Origin of the sequence: Cytobacillus gottheilii, assembly GCF_001636345.1 — a bacterium.
Taxonomy (GTDB): domain Bacteria; phylum Bacillota; class Bacilli; order Bacillales; family Cytobacillaceae; genus Cytobacillus; species Cytobacillus gottheilii.
The window spans coordinates 3,550,507-3,573,240 of record NZ_KV440945.1 but is presented as its reverse complement, the minus strand read 5'-3'; the positions used below and the strand labels follow the sequence as shown (position 1 = coordinate 3,573,240).

At 36.2% G+C, this 22,734-nt stretch carries 24 protein-coding genes; 22 read left to right on the top strand and 2 right to left on the bottom strand.

Annotation, left to right across the window (positions count from 1 at the left end):
* The first annotated feature begins 22 nt into the window (after positions 1-22).
* The 20 genes from A6754_RS17245 to A6754_RS17150 all read left to right on the top strand — a co-directional run bounded on the left by A6754_RS17245 (position 23) and on the right by A6754_RS17150 (position 18,511).
* Positions 23-574 carry a short-chain dehydrogenase gene (locus tag A6754_RS17245; protein ID WP_082851724.1) on the top strand — a complete coding sequence of 184 codons (552 nt, stop codon included), beginning with the start codon at positions 23-25 and terminating at the stop codon, positions 572-574.
* 68 nt (positions 575-642) lie between these two features.
* Positions 643-963: a YqfO family protein gene (locus A6754_RS17240; protein ID WP_066448653.1), complete on the top strand. Its 321-nt coding sequence runs from the start codon at positions 643-645 to the stop codon at positions 961-963.
* Positions 964-1,154: 191 nt separating this feature from the next.
* Positions 1,155-1,598 carry a GNAT family N-acetyltransferase gene (locus A6754_RS17235; protein WP_066448652.1) on the top strand — a complete coding sequence of 148 codons (444 nt, stop codon included), beginning with the start codon at positions 1,155-1,157 and terminating at the stop codon, positions 1,596-1,598.
* A 271-nt stretch (positions 1,599-1,869) separates the two neighbouring features.
* The gene (locus A6754_RS17230; RefSeq protein ID WP_066448649.1) at positions 1,870-2,307 is read left to right on the top strand and encodes a PH domain-containing protein; all 438 of its coding nucleotides are present in this window, start codon (positions 1,870-1,872) and stop codon (positions 2,305-2,307) included.
* Positions 2,308-2,403: 96 nt separating this feature from the next.
* The gene (locus tag A6754_RS17225; RefSeq protein WP_066448647.1) at positions 2,404-2,775 is read left to right on the top strand and encodes a VOC family protein; all 372 of its coding nucleotides are present in this window, start codon (positions 2,404-2,406) and stop codon (positions 2,773-2,775) included.
* Between the two features lie 354 nt (positions 2,776-3,129).
* Entirely contained in the window at positions 3,130-3,636 is a 507-nt protein-coding gene (locus A6754_RS17220) for a DNA topology modulation protein (protein ID WP_066451701.1), read from the top strand.
* Between the two features lie 425 nt (positions 3,637-4,061).
* On the top strand, positions 4,062-4,262 hold the full coding sequence (locus A6754_RS17215; RefSeq protein ID WP_066448645.1) for a cold-shock protein: 201 nt from the start codon (positions 4,062-4,064) through the stop codon (positions 4,260-4,262).
* A 523-nt stretch (positions 4,263-4,785) separates the two neighbouring features.
* Complete coding sequence (locus A6754_RS17210; RefSeq protein WP_066448643.1) at positions 4,786-5,670, top strand: putative selenate ABC transporter substrate-binding protein; 885 nt, start codon at positions 4,786-4,788, stop codon at positions 5,668-5,670.
* A gap of 12 nt (positions 5,671-5,682) precedes the next feature.
* Positions 5,683-6,438 carry a phosphonate ABC transporter ATP-binding protein gene (locus A6754_RS17205; RefSeq protein ID WP_066448641.1) on the top strand — a complete coding sequence of 252 codons (756 nt, stop codon included), beginning with the start codon at positions 5,683-5,685 and terminating at the stop codon, positions 6,436-6,438.
* On the top strand, positions 6,431-8,044 hold the full coding sequence (locus tag A6754_RS17200; protein WP_066448637.1) for a PhnE/PtxC family ABC transporter permease: 1,614 nt from the start codon (positions 6,431-6,433) through the stop codon (positions 8,042-8,044). Before A6754_RS17205 ends, A6754_RS17200 begins: the two co-directional genes overlap by 8 nt.
* Before the next feature lie 331 nt (positions 8,045-8,375).
* Positions 8,376-8,972 carry a hypothetical protein gene (locus A6754_RS17195; protein ID WP_066448635.1) on the top strand — a complete coding sequence of 199 codons (597 nt, stop codon included), beginning with the start codon at positions 8,376-8,378 and terminating at the stop codon, positions 8,970-8,972.
* Positions 8,973-9,117: 145 nt separating this feature from the next.
* Positions 9,118-9,348: a hypothetical protein gene (locus A6754_RS17190; RefSeq protein ID WP_066448631.1), complete on the top strand. Its 231-nt coding sequence runs from the start codon at positions 9,118-9,120 to the stop codon at positions 9,346-9,348.
* Positions 9,349-9,637: 289 nt separating this feature from the next.
* Positions 9,638-10,126: a hypothetical protein gene (locus tag A6754_RS17185; RefSeq protein ID WP_066448628.1), complete on the top strand. Its 489-nt coding sequence runs from the start codon at positions 9,638-9,640 to the stop codon at positions 10,124-10,126.
* A 475-nt stretch (positions 10,127-10,601) separates the two neighbouring features.
* Positions 10,602-11,630: a LacI family DNA-binding transcriptional regulator gene (locus tag A6754_RS17180; RefSeq protein WP_066448626.1), complete on the top strand. Its 1,029-nt coding sequence runs from the start codon at positions 10,602-10,604 to the stop codon at positions 11,628-11,630.
* Positions 11,631-11,794: 164 nt separating this feature from the next.
* A complete protein-coding gene (locus A6754_RS17175; RefSeq protein ID WP_066448623.1) occupies positions 11,795-13,057 on the top strand; it encodes an extracellular solute-binding protein in 1,263 nt (420 codons plus the stop codon).
* 116 nt (positions 13,058-13,173) lie between these two features.
* Positions 13,174-14,457, top strand: coding sequence for a carbohydrate ABC transporter permease (locus A6754_RS17170; protein WP_066448621.1), 1,284 nt, complete (start codon positions 13,174-13,176; stop codon positions 14,455-14,457).
* A complete protein-coding gene (locus tag A6754_RS17165; protein ID WP_066448616.1) occupies positions 14,457-15,299 on the top strand; it encodes a sugar ABC transporter permease in 843 nt (280 codons plus the stop codon). Before A6754_RS17170 ends, A6754_RS17165 begins: the two co-directional genes overlap by 1 nt.
* Positions 15,300-15,347: 48 nt before the next feature.
* Positions 15,348-17,732 carry a glycoside hydrolase family 31 protein gene (locus A6754_RS17160; protein ID WP_180320242.1) on the top strand — a complete coding sequence of 795 codons (2,385 nt, stop codon included), beginning with the start codon at positions 15,348-15,350 and terminating at the stop codon, positions 17,730-17,732.
* A 180-nt stretch (positions 17,733-17,912) separates the two neighbouring features.
* Positions 17,913-18,137 (top strand): hypothetical protein, encoded by a 225-nt coding sequence (locus A6754_RS17155; protein ID WP_066448614.1) that lies wholly within the window; start codon positions 17,913-17,915, stop codon positions 18,135-18,137.
* A complete protein-coding gene (locus tag A6754_RS17150) occupies positions 18,134-18,511 on the top strand; it encodes a hypothetical protein (protein WP_066448612.1) in 378 nt (125 codons plus the stop codon). Before A6754_RS17155 ends, A6754_RS17150 begins: the two co-directional genes overlap by 4 nt.
* A gap of 199 nt (positions 18,512-18,710) precedes the next feature.
* Here the strand turns inward: A6754_RS17150 and A6754_RS17145 are convergent, their stop codons facing one another.
* Positions 18,711-19,379 (bottom strand): alpha/beta fold hydrolase, encoded by a 669-nt coding sequence (locus A6754_RS17145; protein WP_180320241.1) that lies wholly within the window; start codon positions 19,377-19,379, stop codon positions 18,711-18,713.
* Between the two features lie 398 nt (positions 19,380-19,777).
* On the opposite strand from A6754_RS17145, the gene A6754_RS17140 reads away from it, so the two are divergent.
* A complete protein-coding gene (locus A6754_RS17140; protein ID WP_066448607.1) occupies positions 19,778-20,308 on the top strand; it encodes a PadR family transcriptional regulator in 531 nt (176 codons plus the stop codon).
* Between the two features lie 121 nt (positions 20,309-20,429).
* Entirely contained in the window at positions 20,430-20,663 is a 234-nt protein-coding gene (locus tag A6754_RS17135; RefSeq protein ID WP_066448601.1) for a hypothetical protein, read from the top strand.
* A 634-nt stretch (positions 20,664-21,297) separates the two neighbouring features.
* On the opposite strand, the gene A6754_RS17125 is transcribed toward A6754_RS17135, so the two are convergent.
* Positions 21,298-21,828 (bottom strand): MEDS domain-containing protein, encoded by a 531-nt coding sequence (locus tag A6754_RS17125; protein WP_066448596.1) that lies wholly within the window; start codon positions 21,826-21,828, stop codon positions 21,298-21,300.
* Between the last annotated feature and the right edge of the window lie 906 nt (positions 21,829-22,734).

The window sequence follows — 22,734 nt, the reverse complement described above, 5'->3', positions numbered from 1 at the left end:
CCCCAGAATGGAGGAAATACAAGTGAAGCACGCATTAGTTGTTGGTGGGACTGGTATGTTATCAGGCGTTTCACTCTGGTTAATAGATAACGGCTATCATGTGTCGATCATTGCCAGAGATGCTGAAAAAGTGAAGCAGCTTCAAGAAAAGGCGAGTTCGAGCAGCCAAGTAACCCCGCTATTAGTTGATTATAGGAATAATGATGAATTAATAGAGAAACTAAAAGTAACAATCAAGCAAACTGGAGAGATAAATATAGTCGTGGCATGGATCCATTCAATTACGAAAAATGCTCTTCAAAGTATTATTAGTGAGGTTTCAAAAGAAAGCAATTCTTGGGAGTTATTTCATATACTAGGCAGTCGTTCAAATCTAGGAGAAATAAAAAAGAAGCTTACTGCATCTTCCAGTTGTGCATATTATCAAGTTCAATTAGGTTTTAAAATGGCAGGTTCTCAGTCAAGATGGTTAACGCATAGGGAAATTTCTGAGGGTGTAATTGAAAATATTAAGAAGAAAAAGCATGTGCTTATTGTTGGGCAGGTTGAGCCTTGGGAAAATCGTCCGAATTGACGATTTGATAAAACGAATGAGGAATAGTTTTTTGTTAGCGCATTAAAAATATGAATGGAGGAATTAACATGGAGTTTCAATACGTGAAAGTAGAAGTGCTTTTACCAGAAGAGTACATTGAAAAGGTAAGAAATGAGCTAAATAATATAGGTGTTCTAAAAGTTGGCGCATATGATAATGTAGTGTCATATTCTTTTGTAAAGGGGTATTGGAGACCATTGGAAGAGGCCAATCCTTTTAACGGAACAAAAGGAGAGGTTTCTTCTGGAACAGAGTGTAAAATGGAATTTAGATGTTTATTTGGGAGAATCAAAGAAGCAGAAATGCTAATTAGAAGTATTCATCCTTATGAAGAACCTATAATAAATATAATACCAATACTAACCTAATAAGTGACTATGTTACCGGCATAATTTAAAGGAATCGACTGATCCTGGTGGACAGGAAATTATTTTAAACTTCTCCAAAGAGTGAGGGGAAAGGTAGAAATTGATCGGAATTAATTAGTAAGGAAGCAAAAGAAATTATTGATCCTATAAAGTTTATTTTCGATTGTAAAAAGAACAAGAGGTGTATTTGAATGGGATGGAAATTAAAGGCATTTGATGAGTTGACAAATATTGAACTATACAATCTTTTAAAAGAAAGAACTTTAGTTTTTGTGGTGGAACAAAATTGTCCTTACCTAGAAGTCGACGGTAAAGATCCTTCTTCATATCATCTTTTTAAAGAAGATAATGGAGAAATCATCGCATATTCAAGGATTTTACCTGCGGGAGTTTCCTATCAAGAAGCTTCAATTGGAAGAGTCTTTGTTAAGAAAGAATACAGGGGACAAGGAATTGCAGAGGAACTTCTAAAGAATAGCCTCGACTTTATTCAAAACGAATTAAAAGAAACAAATGTTAAAATCCAAGCTCAAGACTATTTAAGAAAATTCTATCGTTCTTTTGGTTTTCAAACTATATCCGAAACATATTTAGAGGATAATATCCCTCACGTCGATATGCTTTTACAAAGATAATACGGTCTTAAAGTTGTTAAAAGGTTGCCTTGGCCATTGTGTCCTTGTTTTTACGTGCAGCTAACAATATTGCATCAGAAAATGACTAGACATTGCAATTCTATTGAGTTTCAGACTATTAAGTAGAAGCTGTGAAGGGTGCAGCTTCTTTTTTACTTAATACTTAGGTTTGTGCGTGAATGAATTGAATCGAGAAGACTGTTCATAAAGTTCTTAAGTCTATCTGAAACTAAACATACATTTGAATCGTAAAAAGTTCAGAGGTGATAAAATGTATTTTCCGTCGAAAAAAGACTTATGGATGACAATCGTTATTTGGCTATTTGCCGTTTTATTTATTGTTCCGCCTATATTATTTCCTGATTTTGGCGTTTGGATGACTCCTGAGTTCTTAAATAAACAGTGGATAAAAGTGGTGATCTTATGTCCAATTGGTTTAAGTTTAATATGGATTTGGTTCAATACAGGATATTCAATAAAAGACAATATACTTAAAATCCAGTACGGGCCATTTAAGAAGGCAATCAAAATTGAAGAAATTCAAAGCATTAGGCAAACCACAAATCCATTTACAGCTCCCTCACTTTCAATAAACAGAATTGAAGTTAACTACAGAAAATATAATACGATACAGATCTCACCTAAGGATATGAATGGATTTTTAACACAGTTGATGAAGATGAATTCTGGTATATTAATAAAAAAGTAGGAATCAAACTGGGCAGGTTAATTCAAAAATTGGAAGGAAAAAGGTATATAGTAAGGGAATATTTGATATAGCGGATTAAATAAAGGAGAGAATGATATGAGTAAATCATTTATTGATCAAGTCCATTATATTAGAATTCCTGTAAAAGATTTAGACCTGTCTGCACAATGGTATAGTGATGTACTAGGGCTTCAGGTACTAAACAATACCGAGGAACGTGTAATATTGAAAGTAAATGAAGGCGCTTTTTTACTGATCTTAGTTCCTACCAAAGATGAAACATTTGCACATTTTACAATTGATAATGAACAAGAATTTAGCATTGGCTTTACAAGTCCTGAATTACCTAAATTTCATCAGCACTTAATTGATCATCAAGTTAAGGTCGACGAGATACAAGAAGATAACGGTCATGCCTTTTTCCACTTTTATGACCCAAACGGCAATAAACTTCAAGTACACTGGTAAAATTATAACTAAATAAATCACCTTTATTACGTGAACTAGTGCTTAAATTCTTCATCAGCTGCCAAAACAGGCGGCTTTTTCTCTTTTTGTCATGATAAATGATGCTGTTTATGCCGTTGGCTGCTAATGGAGTGATGTACATTGATACTTATAAAGTCATTTGTTGAAAGAAATTTAGTTCCATTTTTACCTTTATCGGTGAAATTGAATTTGGTAATCAGGGCTTATATCTAAAAAGTATTAAGTCTATCTCGATATGATAAACGTTTCATTTTAGTTCCAGCCCACGAATTAGGCTGCTTCTTCAGTTTCACAATAGGAGCAGGATTGTTAAAAAAGGGAGAGCATATGAATATGAGAAAGATTGTACTTATAGGCTCAGGGGGAGCAGGCAAGTCCACATTAGCAAGGCAATTAGGTGAAGAGCTTAAAATAGATGTTTATCATCTAGATGCTTTATTTTGGAAGCCAAATTGGGTAAGTGTTCCAAAGGATGATCAAAGGAAAATCCAAAATAAGCTAGTGGAAAAAGAAGAATGGATTATTGACGGGAATTATGGTGGCACAATGGAGATTAGATTGAATGCAGCAGATACAATCATTTTTCTCGATATTCAAAGAACAATCTGTGTTTACCGTGCTTTCAAAAGAATATTACAATACCGAAACAAAACAAGACCTGATATGGGTGAGGGTTGCAAAGAAAGATTTGACTTAAACTTTTTAAAATGGATATGGAATTATCCCAAAACGAAAAGACCAGAAATTTTAAAGAAACTCAATCAAATATCTAAAGATCAACGAGTTATCATTTTAAAATCACCCAAAGAAGTTAAACAGTTTTTAAAAAAAGTTGAATGATTTTTTTTCTTTTTATTTATTATAGATTGAATTTATAGCATAAGAGCTGCCTAATGGCAGCTTCTTTCATTTTACTAACGGGTCAAGGTAGTCTGGAATCAGAAAGAACAATTAGCAGATTGGGAGCGGAGCAAGCGATTTATTGTATCAAATCATCCTAACTAAACCCAACGAAAACCTTCTTAACTAACGGTTGTGTTGCTGAATAACACCCATAAAAGAAACTAACCCAAGTGCGAAATTAGAGTGTATCAAAAATGTCTGAGTATATAGTTTCTTGCAAGTGTGTATATAAAGTGTTAAACTTTAGAAGAGTTATTTTTGTTCGGTGTAAAGGATAGTAAGATTAGCTTTTCGTCTTGATGATCACTGAGTGCAAGGATAGTACCAAATTGTGTGCAAAGCACACAGCAGGAGGAAACATAATGGAACAAGGTAAAGTAAAATGGTTTAACGCAGAAAAAGGTTTCGGATTCATCGAGCGTGAAGGTGGAGAAGATGTATTCGTTCACTTCTCAGCGATTCAAGGCGAAGGGTTCAAATCTTTAGACGAAGGTCAAACAGTTACTTTTGATGTTGAGCAAGGTCAACGTGGAGCTCAAGCAGCAAACGTGCAAAAAGCTTAATAACAAGAAAAAAAACAGACTTTTTATAGAGTCTGTTTTTTTTATGTAAAACAATTAGTCCAAAAGGGTACATCTATACAATTAAGATTAAATGGTAATCAATGTGTATTACCAAAAAATCAAACCAAGCTATTTAAAGAGAATCCATTTTGAACACTTAAAAATGGGTTTTTGTATTCGTGTTTATAAAGAGTCATTAAATGAAATAAATTAACCATGATTTCAAAGAGATATCCATCGAATTCGGTTAATGCTCCATTAGACAGTAAGCATTGTTTCAGTGAAACTGTGTTTTTTAGACTAAGTAAAAGTCTCGAAGTATTAAATACACACCTCCTATATATCCATCAGAGTTAATTTGAATTAAATTTCGATTTTGTTCACACATTTTTTAAATAACTCTTCTCCGATCACTCCATGAATATAAATTTAAACAGAATCTATCGTATAATGTTTTATGACAACAGTCGACATGAGGAGTATAATAACTAGTTGTTTCAAGTACATAATAGGAGGTTTTCTAATGAAGGCTTTTAAGATTGGATTTATTATATTGCTTTTGCTGCTTATTACAGCTTGTGGACAAGACAATAGTGCGGATAACAGTGATACACAAGAACAGGAAACATTTAAAATCGGTGCAATTCCAGATCAGGATGCGGCTGAATTAAGCAGGAGTATGGATGGAATTGCGGATTACATAGCAGAGGAGACCGGGTTAGAGGTTGAATATGTTCCTTCGGTCGATTACTCTGCTCTTGTTACTGCGTTTGATCGCGGAGAAATTCAATTAGCATGGTTTGGTGGTTTGACAGGTGTTCAAGCACGTAATTTAGTTCCAGAAGCTGAAGCAATTGCACAGCGTCCTCGGGATGAGGAGTTTACTTCTGTCTTTATTGCTCAGAGTGATGCTGGAATAGAAAGCTTAGAAGATTTAGAGGGAGCATCATTTACTTTCGGGAGTGAAAGTTCAACTTCTGGTCATTTAATGCCAAGACACTTTTTAATGGAAGCAGGCATTACTCCAGAAGAAGATTTTGATGGAGTGCCTAATTATTCTGGATCACATGATAAAACCTATAAGCTTGTAGAATCAGGTGCTTTTACCGCTGGTGTTCTAAGTGAGGCTGTATGGGAAAGTGCAATAAGTGATAAAAAAGTCGATCTATCAAAAGTGAAAGCTTTTTATACAACACCAGAATACTATGATTACAACTGGACAATTAATACGGTTGATGACACTTTCGGAGATGGAACAAAGGATAAAGTGAAAGAAGCGATTTTAAACATGGGCAGCGGACAAGCAGATTATCTAGACTTGTTCCAAACGGATTCTTTTATTGAAACACAAAATGACAACTATAAAGATATTGAAGAAGTAGCCAAACAGCTTGGCATCATTAAGTAGCAGGTGAAGTAGATGAATGACAGCAGCATTGACGTTACAAATATGACGGTGGCATATGGGCATAAACATGCCCTCTCCTCCCTCTCTCTTTCTATAAAAAGCGGTGAACAAATCGCCCTAATAGGTCCTAGCGGAGCAGGCAAAACGACGTTTCTTAATAGTTTAGCTGCACTGACTGTTCCAAGTGAAGGAGAAATTGCTCTTTTAGGTCAGAATGTACGCAATATGAAAGATCCGAAGCGGCGTGCTAAAACCATTGGTATGATTCGGCAGCAATTTGATTTAGTGAACGAACTGCCTGTCATTCATAATGTACTAGCAGGGAGGCTTTCGGAATGGGGCTTGCTTAAATCACTGCTGTCACTTGTTTTCCCTCAGGAAAAACAGGCAGCCGTACAAGCCTTAAAAAAAGTTGGGCTTGCAGACAAACTATATACAAAAACGGGGCTGCTTTCTGGAGGAGAGCAGCAGCGGGTGGCAATGGCCCGCTTGCTTCTGCAAAATCCGGCCATTATTCTAGCAGATGAGCCTGTCGCTTCCCTTGACCCGGCACGATCTGAAGATCTTTTGCAAATGCTGACACAGCTTGCTGCAGAGGGAAATCAAACCCTTATAGCCAGTCTCCATTCTGTTGATTTCGCTCTAACCTATTTTTCAAGAATTATCGCTTTGAAAAACGGAAAGTTATTTTTTGATTTAAAAAGCAATGAAATTACGAAGGATAGGCTATCCGAATTATATGCAATTGAGGAAGAGCAGAATGACTAAAATTTATGATGTTCATAAACGCTTATTTTTGACGCTCCTCCTAATTGGAATCTTTCTATGGTCGCTTTCTTCAGTTACATGGAACAGTGATCTTGTACATGGAAGCGGCATGGATACCCTAATGGAGATAGTAACAGCTCTTTTCATGCCGGATTTATCAGGAGAAATACTTACTGTAGCACTGGAATCAATTGTCATCACGGTGGTGTATGCTGTGGCAGGTATGTCACTGGCATTGGTTTTAGCTTTTTTCCTCGGTATTTTTGCTTCGGGGATACTAGCTGAAACAAAGGCTGGAAAGATAGTGTCTTCCAGCTTTTTTAGAGGAATTTTGAGTTTTATGCGAGCGATTCATGAGCTAGTATGGGCATGGCTTTTTGTTGCGTCCTTTGGATTATCACCATATGCTGCAATCCTCGCGTTAGCACTTCCTTACGCAGGCATTCTGGGAAGAATTTTTGCCGACCTGCTTGCCGATGTGCCAAAAGAACCCATCGAGAGTTTAAAATTGGCTGGTGCAAGCAAATGGCAAACCCTTCTGTATGGATATTTGCCGCAGGTCCGAGCAGGTATTCTCAGTTATGTGATGTATCGTTTTGAATGTGCTATTAGATCTTCAGCTATTATGAGTTTTGTTGGGCTAGGGGGAATCGGCTATCAGATTCAGCTTTCTTTAGATGACTTGGCGTACAATGAAGTGTGGACTTTTTTATATTGTTTAATCGCCATGGTTCTATTAATAGACCTCTGGAGCAGATACATACGCCATTCTAATGCAGCTTCTGCAGCCAAACAATGGTTTAAGTTTCTTATCCCAGCTGCCCTTTTGTCAGGTTCATGGATTTATATTATTTTTGTTCAGAAAGCTGAGTTTCTGTCATTATTTTCTTCAGAGAATCTACTGTATGTGAAAGAATTTTTCAGCGGATTAGCGGGATTAGAGGAGGAAGAACCAGCTTTTTTAAGCGGACAAGCCTGGATGGAGGCTCTTCAGCTCACCTGGGAAACACTGAAGATGAGCATTATGGCAATTGGAATATCGGCGGTTTTAATGATGATTACCGTCCTGCCTGCTGCCCGGAATATAGCCGATGGATCATTAATACTTCAAAAAAATTGGTATAGTCAATTGCTGTATGGTATTATTCGGATCATTTATATCTTTAGCAGAGCTATACCAGAACTGATATGGGCAATGATGATTATCTTTGTATTTAAACCTGGCATTCTTCCTGGCGCACTAGCGCTTGCACTGCATAACTTTGGTATTCTTGGCAAGCTGTGCGCGGAAACCATTGAGGATAGTGATGAACGGCCGATAAAAAATCTGGCTGTTGCCGGCGCACGAAAATACCAGTTATTATTCTATGGAATTCTTCCCTCTGTTTTGCCTAAATTCCTTTCTTATATTCTGTATCGCTGGGAAGTTATCATGCGTACTACCATTGTCGTCGGATTTGTTGGTGCAGGAGGACTTGGCCAGCAATTTAAAATGAGTATGAGCTTTTTTCATTATTCAAGCATCACACAACTGCTATTATGCTATATTGTGCTTGTATTCATCGCGGACGCATTTTCTGAAGGTGCACGCAAGGCGGTAAAGTAATAAAGTTTTTTTAATATAGTAGTCATTACAGAAAAAAAGCGGTCTTTTCTCAACATCCAGTTGGGATGCGGCCGCTTTTTTTGGTCATTTTTGTATATGTTGTTCCTTTGATTACTGGTCGGCAGGATACTAGAATCTGCTTAACTTTTAGAATGGGAATTGGCTCACCTTTGTATTATAAAAGGTGAACTGCTGCAGGAAATGGTAAAATTAATTCTAGAGATTATATGCCAATTAAGGATTTTCTAATCTGACAATTGGAGCAGGTTAGTGAAAAAAATCATTACAATGACCGAAAATGGATCAAAAAGGAATCAAGGGGGACCTGTAAATGAAAAGCAAAGTGCAAATATATGAAATCGAATCCCAATATTTCAGCCCCAAAGACCATTTTATTTCACGTATTAATGAGATGGAGAAAAAATCTGTTCGAGGGGCTAAGCTGGCAAAAAAGTGGACAGAAATTTTAAATCAGACTCTTAATAGTGAAATTTATCCTGTCATTCATCCGATTGGGCAAGAGACATTTTCATTATATGCCGAGTATCCCACAGGTGTATTTGAATATGCTTTAGACATTGACGGAGCTGCTTCACTTATAAAAGAAATAGATTTAAGGCCCGTACAGTTTAATCCGTCGGATATAATTAATGCTGTTGATCAAGGCAATCTAAATAAAGACCCAAACCGCATAAAACCAAATCATAAAAATCCTGTAATGGTAGTGCAGAGTCGTTATTTGACTCATAACAAACTTTATTGTATCAATGGAAACCATCGCATATTCGAAGCATATCGTAATAATGATGAACAAATAGAGGTATATGTTTTTAAAGACCTGGAGTTTGATCCTTTCTTTTATGACGCTTTAAGTAAGGCAATATATTATTTAGAAATTGATTACTGTCATGTAGTTAATGAGAAATGAAGTTTGCAATAAGGATTTAGAGAGTGTTTAAAGTTTTCAGAAAGTTATGATACAATTAATTTAACTAATTTTGTGATTTATTAAATATTTCATTCAAATGACAGGGGATTTATGGACAGTAATCGCAAAAATGGGGGTGTAAAAGGTGAACTTATTACTCTGGGTTACGATCGGTTTCATAACAATCGGATTTACTGTGCCGAACTTTATGAAAAAGGGTGCTGAAGGTAAGCTTGCTTTTATAACAGCTAATATGGAAGATGAGGAAAGTTCAACAAAAGCTAAATTCATCATTTGGTGGATAGTAAGTACCACTGGTTGGGGAATAGTGAGTATGTTTTTAATTGTTTGGTGTTTTCATTATTATCTTGGATAACTGTGGGTCAAACCTGATCGATAGGATAAAAGGATATAGAGTAGAACTTCCAGATCATTGGAAGTTCTATTTTTAACCATATTAACACTTAAACTCTAACAGAGCCAAAATTTTAAAAGCATTTATGTAGTCGATCGTATAACTATAGTAGGCATTTTAAGTATAGTGGATTAATAGTGGTATCTTTATTGTTTGGTCTTTGGAAGACATGACGGTAATAAAAATTTTCAAGTAAAATAGTTAGCTGTAACTTGAACGGCTGGATGCATATTAAGGAGGGATTTATCCTTTGTATTCATGGAGAGTAACAAAATATAATCCTATTCATAGAGATGTTGATGGAACTTATAAAAATCAGGATGAATGGACGTCTTATTCAGACATAGGCAGGAATGTTCATAAAGATGAATATTTAAGTACAGAAGAAAACTATATAAATGCAATTTTTGCTTTTATGGAAGAAATGAACATAGCTATGATGTATTTGAATGCTTTAGAGCTGAAATCGGATGGAGTGAAGGAGCAAAATGCCTCTGTGTTTTTGTACAACCTGTGGGTAGGTAAAGCGGTGTCAAAACGGGAAATTAAAAAGCTGGCCAAGCTAACCTTGCGGGAAACGATTTGGTGTAAATTAAGCAGCAAAAAAGACTTCTTTGTTCATTTTGGATACGACTATTATATGTATATTGGTGCTATATATGATTGTCCAAATGCCCGTTTGAAAATAGAAGACAGTGGCCTATTCGTTGAAAAATATACATCACCGTATATGGACTGATGTGGAATATATTTGGTTTTGAAAAAATACGAGTTTGTGGTGATATTTTTATATCAGCTGCCTAAACTTTTCTTTTTTCTAAAAGAGGAAATTGATTAGTTTAACAATGCGGATTCCTTACATATTTAGAATCCTAAAAAAGTTAAAAGTGTAAGGAATCGATCGAAGCCCACCCCTAAAATCCTTAAAAAGGAAAACAGAGGGGTGAAAGTGGGCGAAACACACCGCGATAATCCTAAAAAAAGGAAAACAGATGGATGAAAGCGTCCGAAACACACCCCTATAATCCTAAAAAAAGGAAAACAGAGGCATAAAAGCAACTTGAGCCACACGAAACCATCCCATACTCCACAACCCAAAAACCATCCAAAAAATCAAAAAACAATCTGAAAACCCTTACAATTTTTTATTGACATTCCCACAACTAAGGATTAAATTGGTAGTAATAAGTTAATCGGTTAACCGGAGGTCGAAAATGAACAAAAAACCTACGATAAGAGACGTAGCGAAGCAAGCAGGAGTATCTCCAGCAACCGTTTCATATGTATTGAATGATGTGAAGAAAGTCTCTGATAAAACAAAAGCAGTAGTACTTGAAGCGATTGAACAATTGAATTATTTTCCTGACTTCACCGCAGTTAGTTTATCGAAGAAGAAGTCAAATTTAATTGGAATCATGCTTCCGATTATAGAAGATTCACCTGCATCGGTCTTTAAGAACAACCTTTATTATAATGAATTTGTTAGCGGCGTGGAGCTGGTAGCACGTAATCGGAAATTTGACACAATGATTACTGGTGTTGGAGATCTTGATGAATGCAAGAATTGGATAATGAAAAGAAATATCGATGGCCTGATTATTTTAGGGATGTTTCCTGAAAGTCTCTATAATGAATTGAAAAACATAAATATTCCTATTGCTCTTATTGATACATATGAAGATTATACGAATCTATTTAACAATGTAAAAGTAAACGATGAATATGGCGGATATTTAGCAGCAAAGCATTTAGTGGAATTAGGACACAGAAATATTGCATTTGTTGCAACGAATCTTGCAATGAGTCCAGTAGACAGAAAACGGTATCAGGGGTTTGAGGAAGCACTCAAGGAAGCGGGAATTCAGCCTAGCAGCAAATTCATATTCGAAACACATGATATTACATTTGAAGATGGAGCAAAGGTGGGGAAAGAACTTCTGAGCTCTGACCATGGTATAACAGGAATAGTTACAGTGTCTGATGTGCTGGCAATTGGGATGATCAAAGCGATTCAGCAGGAAGGTAAACAAGTTCCTGAAGATTATTCAATCGTTGGATTTGATGATCTGAGTATTTGTAAATACATCACACCGAGTTTAACAACCATCAGACAGGACATCTTTGAAAAAGGGAAACTAGCAGCTGATCAGCTGGTTAATGCAATAGAATCACTTAACTCTGAACAAAAAACAATTGAAATGCCGGTTGAACTTATTGTAAGAGAATCAACACGAAGCTTATAAAAACTTCATCTGAAAAGTGCTATTTATAAAAGTAGCACTTTGTTATTGGACTATAATTTAACCGGTTAACCAATAAAGGAGGTGGTAGGTAAAAAGTAAAAGCGCAAGCGTTTTATAGCACAATCATTGTTTCACATTTCAACTAATTATAAGGGGGAATAGAAGTGAAGAAACGTTTTCTTGCATTAATATCAATATTACTGATTTTATTTTTAGCAGCCTGTGGACCTGATCGAACCAACACAAGTGAAGATCAAGAAGAAGATCAAAACGAAAATAATACTGAAGCAGAAAACCCTGAGAGTTTATTGATTTGGGCACCTGTTGATCAAGCACCTGATATAGAAGAAATTGTAGCAGGATACACAGAAGAGACAGGAATTAATGTAGAAGTTCTTCCATTTGCAATGGACGAACAAGAAGAAGCCATGTCACTTGATGGACCTTCAGGTAATGGTCCTGACTTGTTCTTCCAGCCTGGAATTGGAAGCTTATCAGTAAAAGGTTTAGTTCAGCCGATGACTGTGGATCAGGAAGTTCTTGATACGTATTCTGAAGGTTCTGTAGAAGCGTTAAGTTATGAAGGTGAAGTCTTTGGTTTACCGGCTGTCGTAGAATCACTGGCTCTATACTACAATAAGGATCTTGTTCCAGAAGCACCAGAAACGATGGCAGACATCGAAAATATTGCAGCGAATTTAACAGATGCATCAAATGATGAATATGGTTTCCTTTATCCGGCAACAGATTTCTATTTCTCTTTCCCATTCATGGCAGGTTACGGTGCTGACATTTTTGGAAAAGACGGAGATGTTTTTAATATTGATGAGCTTGGATTGGCAAGTGAGAGCGCAGTAAAAGGTGGAGAATTAATTCAGGGTTGGTTTGAAAACGGATACATTCCAACTGGTATTACGATGGATGTTGTAGGCGGGTTATTTAATGATGGTAAAGTCGGTGCTGTTATAAATGGTCCTTGGGCTTTAGCTGAGCACAAGGAAGCCTTAGGAGATAAACTAGGGACGGCTCCAATTCCAAAACTTGAAAACGGTGAGCACCCAGTTACTTTCTTAGGGACGAAAGGATGGATGCTATCAGCATACTCAGAGTATCCAGATGCAGCTACTGACTTAGCAATCTATTTAACTAGTGAAGCTTCATTAAAGGCTTATTTTGATAGTACGGGTGAAATGCCGGCAAACTCAGCTATTTTAAGCAGTGAAGAATTCCAAAACGATCCATTATTAAATGGATTTGCAACACAATTAGAAAATGCAAACCCATTCCCGCCAGTTCCTGCTCTATCTGCTGTTTGGGATCCTATGGCTGACGCATTAACCTTCATTACACAAGAAGATGATGTGAAGGGAAGCTTGGAAGCTGCTGTAGATACAATAAATCAGGATATTCAGCTTAACTATAAGTAATCATTCACAGCTTAAATGTTATCCTGCAAAATGGATAACATTTAAGCCCATTATGATGAGTAAAGACGAATATTTAAATCCATCAATGCCTTTTAAAGAAGAGGGAGGGGTGCGAAATGGCATCTGATCAAACTCGATCACATAGCGTGAAAATAGCCACCTTGCTGTCCATCATACCAGGCCTTGGACAATTATATAATAAACGTTTTATCAAGGGGACAATATTCCTTATACTTTCAGCAGCCTTTTTAATCGTCTTTTATGACATCTTAAACATAGGGTACTGGGGACTATTTACATTAGGTGAAATTCCAGCAGTTGATGATTCGAGGCTGTTATTAAGTCAGGGGATTATCGCGTTAATTTTAACAAGCTTTGGATTGACCTTCTATGTTGCTAACCTTTTTGATGCGCGCAGAGACGCAAAGAAAATACAGGATGGTTCAGCTATCACTTCGATCAAAGAATCATTCTTAAATGCATGGGATTCATCTTTTCCATATTTACTAGTAGGTCCAGGTTTGTTTTTATTAGTATTTATCGTTATTTTCCCATTATTATTTATGGCGTTTCTGGCGTTTACAAATTATACGCTGATGAATTCGCCGCCAAAGAATCTATTAGATTGGGTGGCTTTTGATAATTTCACAGCATTAGTTACGATCCCAATGTGGAGAAGTACCTTTCTTTCGGTTTTATCATGGACGCTCATCTGGACATTTGTAGCAACAACCATCCAGATTGCATTAGCTATGTTCCTTGCTGTTATCGTTAATGACCCAAGAGTAAAAATGAAAAGATTAATCCGAACCGTATTGATTTTACCGTGGGCAGTACCGGGCTTTGTAACGATTCTAATCTTTACAGCGCTATTTAATGATAATTTTGGTGCTATCAATAGAGATATTATCATGCCTCTATTCGGCGATGGTATTCCGTGGCTGAGCGATCCTTTCTGGACTCGTATTGCTTTAATCGGTATTCAAACCTGGCTCGGCTTTCCATTTGTATTTGCTCTATTTACTGGTGTTCTTCAGAGTATTTCAAGTGAATGGTATGAGGCGGCAGATATGGATGGTGCCAGCCGTATGCAGAAATTCAGGTTCATTACATTTCCGCATTTAATGTTTGCAACTGCTCCATTGTTGATCATGCAATATGCAGGAAACTTTAATAATTTTAATTTAATTTACTTGTTTAATCAGGGCGGACCTGCCGTACAGGGACAAAATGCTGGAGGAACGGATATTCTCATTTCCTGGGTATACGATCTGACATTTCAATCAAGTCAATTCAGTATTGCAGCAGCCATCTCCTTAATACTCGGTCTAATCGTCGCGATATTTGCGTTTTTCCAATTTAGAAAAACATCGACATTTAAAGAAGGGGGAGAAATGTAATGAATCACAAACTAAAAAACGGCATAGAATTGACTGGTATTTATGGGTTTCTACTGGTCATGTTTATTATCATTCTATATCCCCTGCTTTGGACATTTGGACTATCCCTCAATCCAGGGTCGAGTTTATATGGTGCAGATATCATTCCTGATAACTGGTCTTTTAAGCATTATATTTGGTTATTTACAAATCCGGATAGTGATTATTTAATTTGGTATAAAAATACGCTTATTGTCGCAACGGCGACTTCTATTGGATCCACGATTTTTGTTTCATTAGTTGCTTATGCTTTTTCAAGATATCGCTTCTTTGGCAGAAAGTATGGAATTTATACTTTTCTATTACTACAAATGTTTCCTGTCTTAATGGCAATGGTAGCGATCTATATATTATTGAATCTAGTTGGTTTGCTGGACACTCTCTGGGGATTAATCCTGGTTTATATTGGCGGGTCCATTCCGATGAATGCTTTTTTAGTAAAAGGCTATTTCGATACGATCCCTAGAGAGCTGGATGAGTCCGCAAAAATGGATGGAGCCGGTCATTTTAGAATTTTATTTACGATTATGCTTCCGCTGGCAAAACCAATTCTTGCAGTTGTCGCTTTATTTAATTTCATGGCTCCATTTATGGACTTCATCTTACCTAGAATTATTTTGCGCAGCCCGGAGAACTTCACTTTGGCATTAGGGCTTTATAACTTTGTAAATGCACAGTTTGCCAATAACTTTACAAGGTTTGCTGCCGGATCTATCTTAATTGCGATTCCGATTGCGCTCGTTTTCCTTATGCTTCAGCGTTATTTAATTAGCGGACTAACATCCGGAGCAACAAAAGGTTAATCACATTGGCTTGTATATATTTTTTAAAAACAGCAAGGAGGTCATAAAATGCAAGATACTAGTTTTGCAATACTGCCTGAAAATGAAAAAAAAGTAATGAATACAGATTATAAAAATATAGGTGCACTTGTTACCTATAAGTCTAAAGAAAATAATTCAGTTGAGCTTCAGTGTGAGAATGGTTATGTTTCCATTCAATTTTATCGGGATGATATTGTTCGGTTGATCATGAACCCTAAAACAATACCAATTCAAAAAACTAGCATAGCAGTAATAAAGGAACCGGAAGAAATTAAATACACGATTAATGAAGGCAAGGATGAAATTACAATAACCTCTCAAAAGATAAAACTGGTAATCAGTAAAGCGCCTGTTTTCATTTCGATCTATGATTCAGAAGGTCAGTTAATTGTCAGCGATGCAAAAGAAGGAATGGGCTATTCCAGTAATCAAGAAGTGATTTGCTATAAGAAAATGGATCAAGATGATCATTTTTATGGATTTGGTGAAAAAACAAGCTTCCTTGATAAACGCGGCGAAAAGATGACGATGTGGAACAGTGATGTTTATGCGCCACATAACCCTGAAATCGATGCTCTGTATCAATCAATTCCTTATTTTATGAGTATTCGAAACGGTAATGCCTATGGAATTTTCTTTGATAATACATCGAAGACGGTTTTTGACATGAAATCATCGGCAGATATGTATTCATTTTCAGCTGAAGCTGGTCAATTGGATTATTACGTATTCGCTGGACCTTCTCCAAAGGATGTTCTGGAACAATACACAGACATTACGGGAAGAATGCCGCTTCCGCCCAAATGGTCATTAGGTTACCATCAATCCCGTTATAGCTATAAGTCCGAGCAAGAGGTAAGGGATCTGGTAGCTGCATTTAAGGAAAAAGACATTCCGTTAGATGCTGTCTATCTGGACATTCATTACATGGATGGCTATCGGGTATTTACATTTGATGAAGACAGATTTCCTAATCCAAAAAAATTAATTCAGGAGCTGAAGGATGCAGGAATACAGGTGGTGCCAATTGTAGATCCGGGCGTAAAAGAAGACCCAGAATACTACATTTATCAAGAAGGCGTTAGAAATGATTACTTCTGTAAATATATTGAAGGAAATATTTATTTTGGACCTGTATGGCCGGGAAACAGCGCATTTCCTGACTTTACAAGCAGTGAGGTTCGAAAATGGTGGGGCGACAAATATCAGTTTTATACCGAAATGGGAATCGAAGGTATCTGGAATGATATGAATGAGCCAGCCGTCTTTAATGAAACCAAAACAATGGATGTCAAAGTAATCCACGAAAATGATGGTGACCCTAAAACGCACCGAGAGCTGCATAATATTTATGGTCTTCTTATGGAAGAGTCAACGTATGAAGGGATGAAGCGGCAGCTTGATGGAAACCGTCCTTTCTTATTAACTCGAGCTGGGTATGCGGGTGTTCAGCGCTATGCATCGGTATGGACGGGTGATAATCGCAGCTTTTGGGAGCATTTGCAAATGGCCATTCCGATGTGTATGAACTTAGGGATGTCAGGTGTACCATTCTGCGGGCCGGATGTTGGAGGATTTGCACATGATTCAAATGGTCAATTACTGACTCGCTGGACACAGTTTGGAACATTCACTCCATATTTTAGAAACCATAGTGAACAAAGCACGATTTCTCAAGAGCCTTGGTCGTTTGGTGAAAAGTACGAAAAGGTAATTAGAAAGTATATTCAGGAAAGATATGTATGGCTTCCATATCTATATACTTTATTTAAGGATGCTAGTGTTACAGGTGTGCCGGTTATGAGACCGCTAGTATTGGAATATCCGACTGATAAAAATACATTTAATTTGTCAGATCAATTCATGATTGGATCTGACATGATTGTTGCCCCAATCCTTACACCTGATACGTATCATAGGGTCGTTTATTTACCTGAAGGCAGCTGGGTAAATTATTGGACAGAGGAAAAGCTAGAAGGCGGAAAACACCATCTCGTTGAAGCGGACCTGTCTACACTGCCGATTTTTGTAAAGGAAGGTGCAATTCTAACACATGGGACAGTAAAAAGCTCAACAGAAACAAAAGAAAGTGAGCTGAATGTTCATATTTATCCAGCAGATGGCCATTCAACCTCTTTCACCTACTACGAAGATGATGGGAAGTCATTTAAGTATGAAGAAGGATCCTATTTTGAATGCAAATTTGATATCGAATTTAAGAATAATAGGTTGGAAATTACAACATCCTTAGCACAAGATAAATATGATCCGGACTGGGAGAAAGTTCAGGTTATTGTACATGGAATAAGCGATGAAGCCGTCATATTACTTAATGGCACAGAGCAGGGAAAGGTTGAATCCTTAGGCAGAAGCAGATATAAAATTTTGGCTGGAAAACAGGACTTTAAATAATTTCTTTACAAGAAGGGGGGCTATGATTAGCTCCTCTTTTTATTAGGTGTGAATTTGAACATAATACCATGACCTCAGATTTTTTCTTTTTACTAAAGAGACAGAGTAACGGAAGCAATGGTAAAATAACAAAAGGTAAAATTAGGAATTATTTAGCTGTTCTGAAAGGAAGTGTTTTCTTTGGATCAATTAGCGTTAGGGTCAATTGGAATCTGGTTAGGGGTATTCTCAGCGATTATGTTTACTGCATGTCTTTACTTCATCCTTACATACTTTGAGCATCTCAAAAAGAGTGATGACCGACTGACAAAACAATCAAAGCTCTTTGCTGTTCTTACTCTTTTCCTTGCTTTGGGAGCGCCTGGGTTTTATCAACTATATATTTTCAGTCAAATGATGTCATGACTACAAGGGAAAGAAAGATTAATAGCTGGGTAATTTACTCTATATTTGCTCTCGTTACAGTTGGTTTACTGTATTATATGTATTTTTATAAACCTAAAAACACAATTGAATTGTATCAGGAATTGACTTTCTCAGACAGCTATGAGGAAATTCAAAACCTAATCTTAGAGGGGTATGAAGAAAATTTTTCTGAAGAGGATTTTGAAAATATTCAAAATAATACTGCCGTAAGAGTCGGGCAATTCTCACTTTTTGAGTATCACAATACATCTTATATCATTATGACTTCTCCAGGAACTGAGAAATTAAAAGTACTTGCTGTCGAAGAATTGCCTGAGGATATTCGGGAGTTTTTTATGGGAATAGCGAATTAGGATTTCCCCTGAAACTAATGCTAACTTTAAGAAATAATATGGATTCTCAAATCTAATTTAATGATAGTTTTGTGAAGCCTGTGCCAACTTGCTTGTATGATAGAAAAAACCGCATTTTGTGTGAAAATGCGGTTTTCTTCTATTAAAATATATAATTATGTTGATCAATCTATCGAAATCAAACCCCTATTTTGATCTTTCAATCTTTGCTAGTACCTTCATCACTTTCAAGCCAATTAACAATAGAATCAATAATTGCTTCTTGTTGTTCTTTTACAGTTAATTGAGCTTCGTTGTCACCAGATTGGCTGCCATATACACCGAAGTAAGCATGGTTTCCGCCTTCAATTTCAAAGAATGTAGTGTCTGCTGGCAAGTGGGGGCTATTATCTTTTATCTTTTCTGGCGTGCTTAAGCCATCCTCTGATCCGCTTATAGATAAAACGGGCAAGTTGGACTCATGTAAAAAATCGTTTCCGGCTGCATATGCGCCAAGTAATATCAGTCCATGAATCCGATCTAAGTTTTGATCTGCATACATCGCTGCTGCAGCGCCTCCCATTGAATGCCCGGCGATATACCATTCAGTGCTGTCATTCTGATCTAGTATTTCATCTGCCTTCGCAACATCAAATATCGGCAGATTTAATCTAACGGAGGGTATAGCTACTGAAATGTTTTGCTTAGATAATTCTTGAGCTAAAAAGGCATATGCTTCAGGCTCAACTTTGGCGCCAGGATAAAAGATAATGCCTTTCTCAGCATTTTCAACGGTATTGAGAAACCAGCCATCCTTTAAATCTCTGACTTCCTCTACTGCGATTTGATTAGCATCAATTGCCTCGTACGTATCTTGAGACCATATCAAAAAGGCAGACAAGCCCAAAATGACCAATATACATATAGTAGAAACTATGATGATTAACTTTTTGCTCTTGAGTATTTTTTTCATTGTATTGTACCGAATTATTCCAAATTGAGTTGGCTTAAGATCGGTTGCCAGTCCACGAACACAGGAATAATAATCCTTTCCTTTGTTTTTCTAATGATGTAGCTTTCGTTTGCTGCAGGGATTACCCATGTATGGGTTAAAAATCGTGAGGTATTATCACATGACGGTGCGAACATGCAAAAGTAAGACATCTTTATTTCATATGTCATTTTAGACATATGAAACTATAGTTATAATAACCAAGGATTATGAATATGGTCAAGTAAATATGCTATAATTTCAATATTGACAAAATAGTAAGGAATGGATCTAGTATGAGCATACGTTATGCTTTGTTAGGAATAATCTCTAAAAAACCAGTCACTGGTTATGATGTGGTGACTATTTTTAAGCAAAAGATGATTTATTTTTGGAGTTCGACTCATAGTCAAATTTATAAAGAATTGCATAAGATGGAAGAGGAAGATCTAATCACTCACCAATTAGTCATTCAAGGTACTTCGCCAAATAAAAAAGTATATTCTTTAACAGATCAAGGAAAGAAAGACTTAATCCGCTGGGCGATTGAAGAACCTTTAAAACCGGCAAAGATCAAAGATGAATTTTTAATTAAGACAACAATTTTCCCTATTTTATCGGAGGAAGAAATTAACCAATTGCTAGATGAGGTAATAGAGAGAGAACACAATATTTTAGCTAAGACAAAAGAGTGGAAAGAACACTTTCACAGTCAGGGAGACTCAGACATAGGCACGATCTTAACAGTCGAATACGGAATCAGATATTCGGAAATGTATCTGGAATGGTGCAAGTGGGCAAAACAAATGATCCAGGATAAAGCGTAAGGAATCATCGATTTTCAGGAAAAAGGGCTTTTTATCGGCAGGAAAGCTCATTTCTTTTATGTGTTTGATATTCGTTAATCAATATTTTGGGGTTGTTGACTATAGTAGTGGAGGTCGCACGATGAAAAAAATACTCATTCTATTTACCGTCATTAGTGTATTATCAGCTGGCTGTTCTCAGCAGGATGATAACAATTATTCTGTATGGATTGATGCATCAACTTCAACACAAGCTAGTATCGATTCAGCACTAGATAGACTGACAAGTTCAAACGTTGAATTTATTGTTGATGACAATGGGGATATATTATTAAATGAAAAAGAGATGGAAAAGGCTGTTATGTGCTGCTCATAACTTTCGTTTGCATTTATGGATCACGAAGCAGTTGTAAACGGCTGTTCACTAGAGAAGTTAAAGAGGTTCCGCAGAGTGAAACTTTCACTTCATAAAAACGTATAATAAATTGAGGGCTATCCGATTGATATACATAGAGAGGTGAACAAATTTGGTTGTCTTTATTATTTTAGCGGTATTTTCTATTCCTTTTTTCTTTTGGCTGTCATTAACGTATATTGGATATAATAAGGCTGGTCATGCAGACTCAAAGAGAAAGAGTATATATTTTGGATTCATGATTACGCTTGTCCTTTTTAATTTTGTTAGTAATAGTCTGTTTTCACTCAATGCCTCATACGGTTTGCCAATCGTGATTTCAATAATCTTGTTATTTAGTATTTATATGTTGATGGCTGTAGCAAAAGAGAGAAGAAAGGTTATTACTTGAGAGGGCAGGTATAGACCTGTTATTTTAAAATAAATAGTAATGAACATAAAAAAAGCTGCTAAATTTCGCAGCTTTTTCCTTTTTAAATGAAGAGTATTTACCATTAAAGGTAATGGGGCAGGATGATATCTTAACCTTTGTAATCAATCAGAATAGAAGCAATTCCTTTTTGAATCAAGGGAAAGCTGTTCCTAAAAACCTTCTTTACTCTTTCAGTAGGAAGTTATGGCAGGCAATCAGCCCGTCTTTAAATCCTTTGCTAACTCTTTCTGAATCGTATGCACAAACCGAAAGAAGTTTTGTTTCCGCCACAATTTCCTCTGCCTCATGTTCAGAATCCAGCAGTTTACTGACTTCGTGCTCATCCCGCCATTCCACATGCGCCCAGCTTCGAATAACTAAATCAAGTTCAGAGGAATCTTCAATGACGTTTGGAAGAAAATCAAATACAGAATTTATCTGAAAATCTCCGCTGGCATAGTAGAAATCATAATTATTAACAAAAATCACTTTTTCTAGCTGACTACTACTCATTAATGCTGTGAGTCTAGTTTTTATCAAAGAAATATTGCGATCATTTTCCACAATGATACAATATTCATCCCTTTCTAATCCTGAAGTAATAAAGTCAGCCACAAAGACAATATACTGATCTTGGCTTTCATAGAAATATAAGACATGTCCCTTGGTAAGATTCCGAATTTGATTAACTTCTACTATATGTGTACTCCCCACGTGTGCACCTCATTGAATTAGATATAGATATAGCTATTAAATAACTTTACCATACAGTTGAAATGGGGGATAGAGAATTTGGAATGAGTAGTCTTATCTTAGATACAGCAGAAACCACTTGTATAAGAAGAAACTCAGATAAATGGTTGATGAACTTCTTATTCAGACTATTTATTATCCAAACTGTTTACACAATCATTTTCCAAGTGTTTGGATTTATTTTTCTTATCATAATAACTAATGGGTTTTTGTGTTGAATAAAGCCAGTACCGTTCACAAAACTGCTTCACTTCTTTCCCTTTTCTTGTTAGAGCATAAAAATTAAGTAGAAAAACATTGGCTAATATTTAATAGTTTTAATGTTTCATTAATCCTCTTTTGGTCATATAGGGAACAAACAGCTTTATGGAAGTCAATAATTGATGAGGATCGTGATAATCAGGATTAAAGTTTTCTGAAGTTGGTTAAAAGATTATAATTTTAATGTTATTAATTTTTTATTGACTTCTATAAAATAATAATGTTAAGATACTAAAAGTCGATGCAAACAAGTGATTTGCAAACGACATTTTATTCTAGGAATATTTCATAGAAGTTGACAGAGACGAAGTGTTTGATTATAATGAACATTATTCTCATTCAAAGAGTCATCTTATTAACAGAAACTTAGTTTGATAAAAGATATTGACTTCTACGAATTATTATAGTAATATAGTTATTGTCACTTCGAAAGTTGAGTGGATTTTTCTTTCTTATAAATTTTCGCAGAAGTTGACAAAAACGAAATGATGTTATATCATATATATATTACTGACACTAATTGTTCTTTGAAAACTAAACAAAGCAGAACGTCAACGTTTTAAAAAAGATTCTTCGGAATCAACAATGTACATTATGTACACAAGA

Excerpts from the sequence above, each read along its gene's own strand:
- A6754_RS17200 (WP_066448637.1), top strand. The coding sequence starts at position 6,431 with ATGACTAAAATTTATGATGTTCATAAACGCTTATTTTTGACGCTCCTC.
- A6754_RS17225 (WP_066448647.1), top strand. The coding sequence starts at position 2,404 with ATGAGTAAATCATTTATTGATCAAGTCCATTATATTAGAATTCCTGTA.
- A6754_RS17235 (WP_066448652.1), top strand. The coding sequence starts at position 1,155 with ATGGGATGGAAATTAAAGGCATTTGATGAGTTGACAAATATTGAACTA.
- A6754_RS17135 (WP_066448601.1), top strand. The coding sequence starts at position 20,430 with ATGAAAAAAATACTCATTCTATTTACCGTCATTAGTGTATTATCAGCT.
- A6754_RS17160 (WP_180320242.1), top strand. The coding sequence starts at position 15,348 with ATGCAAGATACTAGTTTTGCAATACTGCCTGAAAATGAAAAAAAAGTA.
- A6754_RS17210 (WP_066448643.1), top strand. The coding sequence starts at position 4,786 with ATGAAGGCTTTTAAGATTGGATTTATTATATTGCTTTTGCTGCTTATT.
- A6754_RS17215 (WP_066448645.1), top strand. The coding sequence starts at position 4,062 with ATGGAACAAGGTAAAGTAAAATGGTTTAACGCAGAAAAAGGTTTCGGA.
- A6754_RS17205 (WP_066448641.1), top strand. The coding sequence starts at position 5,683 with ATGAATGACAGCAGCATTGACGTTACAAATATGACGGTGGCATATGGG.
- A6754_RS17195 (WP_066448635.1), top strand. The coding sequence starts at position 8,376 with ATGAAAAGCAAAGTGCAAATATATGAAATCGAATCCCAATATTTCAGC.
- A6754_RS17220 (WP_066451701.1), top strand. The coding sequence starts at position 3,130 with ATGAGAAAGATTGTACTTATAGGCTCAGGGGGAGCAGGCAAGTCCACA.
- A6754_RS17230 (WP_066448649.1), top strand. The coding sequence starts at position 1,870 with ATGTATTTTCCGTCGAAAAAAGACTTATGGATGACAATCGTTATTTGG.
- A6754_RS17180 (WP_066448626.1), top strand. The coding sequence starts at position 10,602 with ATGAACAAAAAACCTACGATAAGAGACGTAGCGAAGCAAGCAGGAGTA.
- A6754_RS17150 (WP_066448612.1), top strand. The coding sequence starts at position 18,134 with ATGACTACAAGGGAAAGAAAGATTAATAGCTGGGTAATTTACTCTATA.
- A6754_RS17240 (WP_066448653.1), top strand. The coding sequence starts at position 643 with ATGGAGTTTCAATACGTGAAAGTAGAAGTGCTTTTACCAGAAGAGTAC.
- A6754_RS17140 (WP_066448607.1), top strand. The coding sequence starts at position 19,778 with ATGAGCATACGTTATGCTTTGTTAGGAATAATCTCTAAAAAACCAGTC.
- A6754_RS17165 (WP_066448616.1), top strand. The coding sequence starts at position 14,457 with ATGAATCACAAACTAAAAAACGGCATAGAATTGACTGGTATTTATGGG.
- A6754_RS17170 (WP_066448621.1), top strand. The coding sequence starts at position 13,174 with ATGGCATCTGATCAAACTCGATCACATAGCGTGAAAATAGCCACCTTG.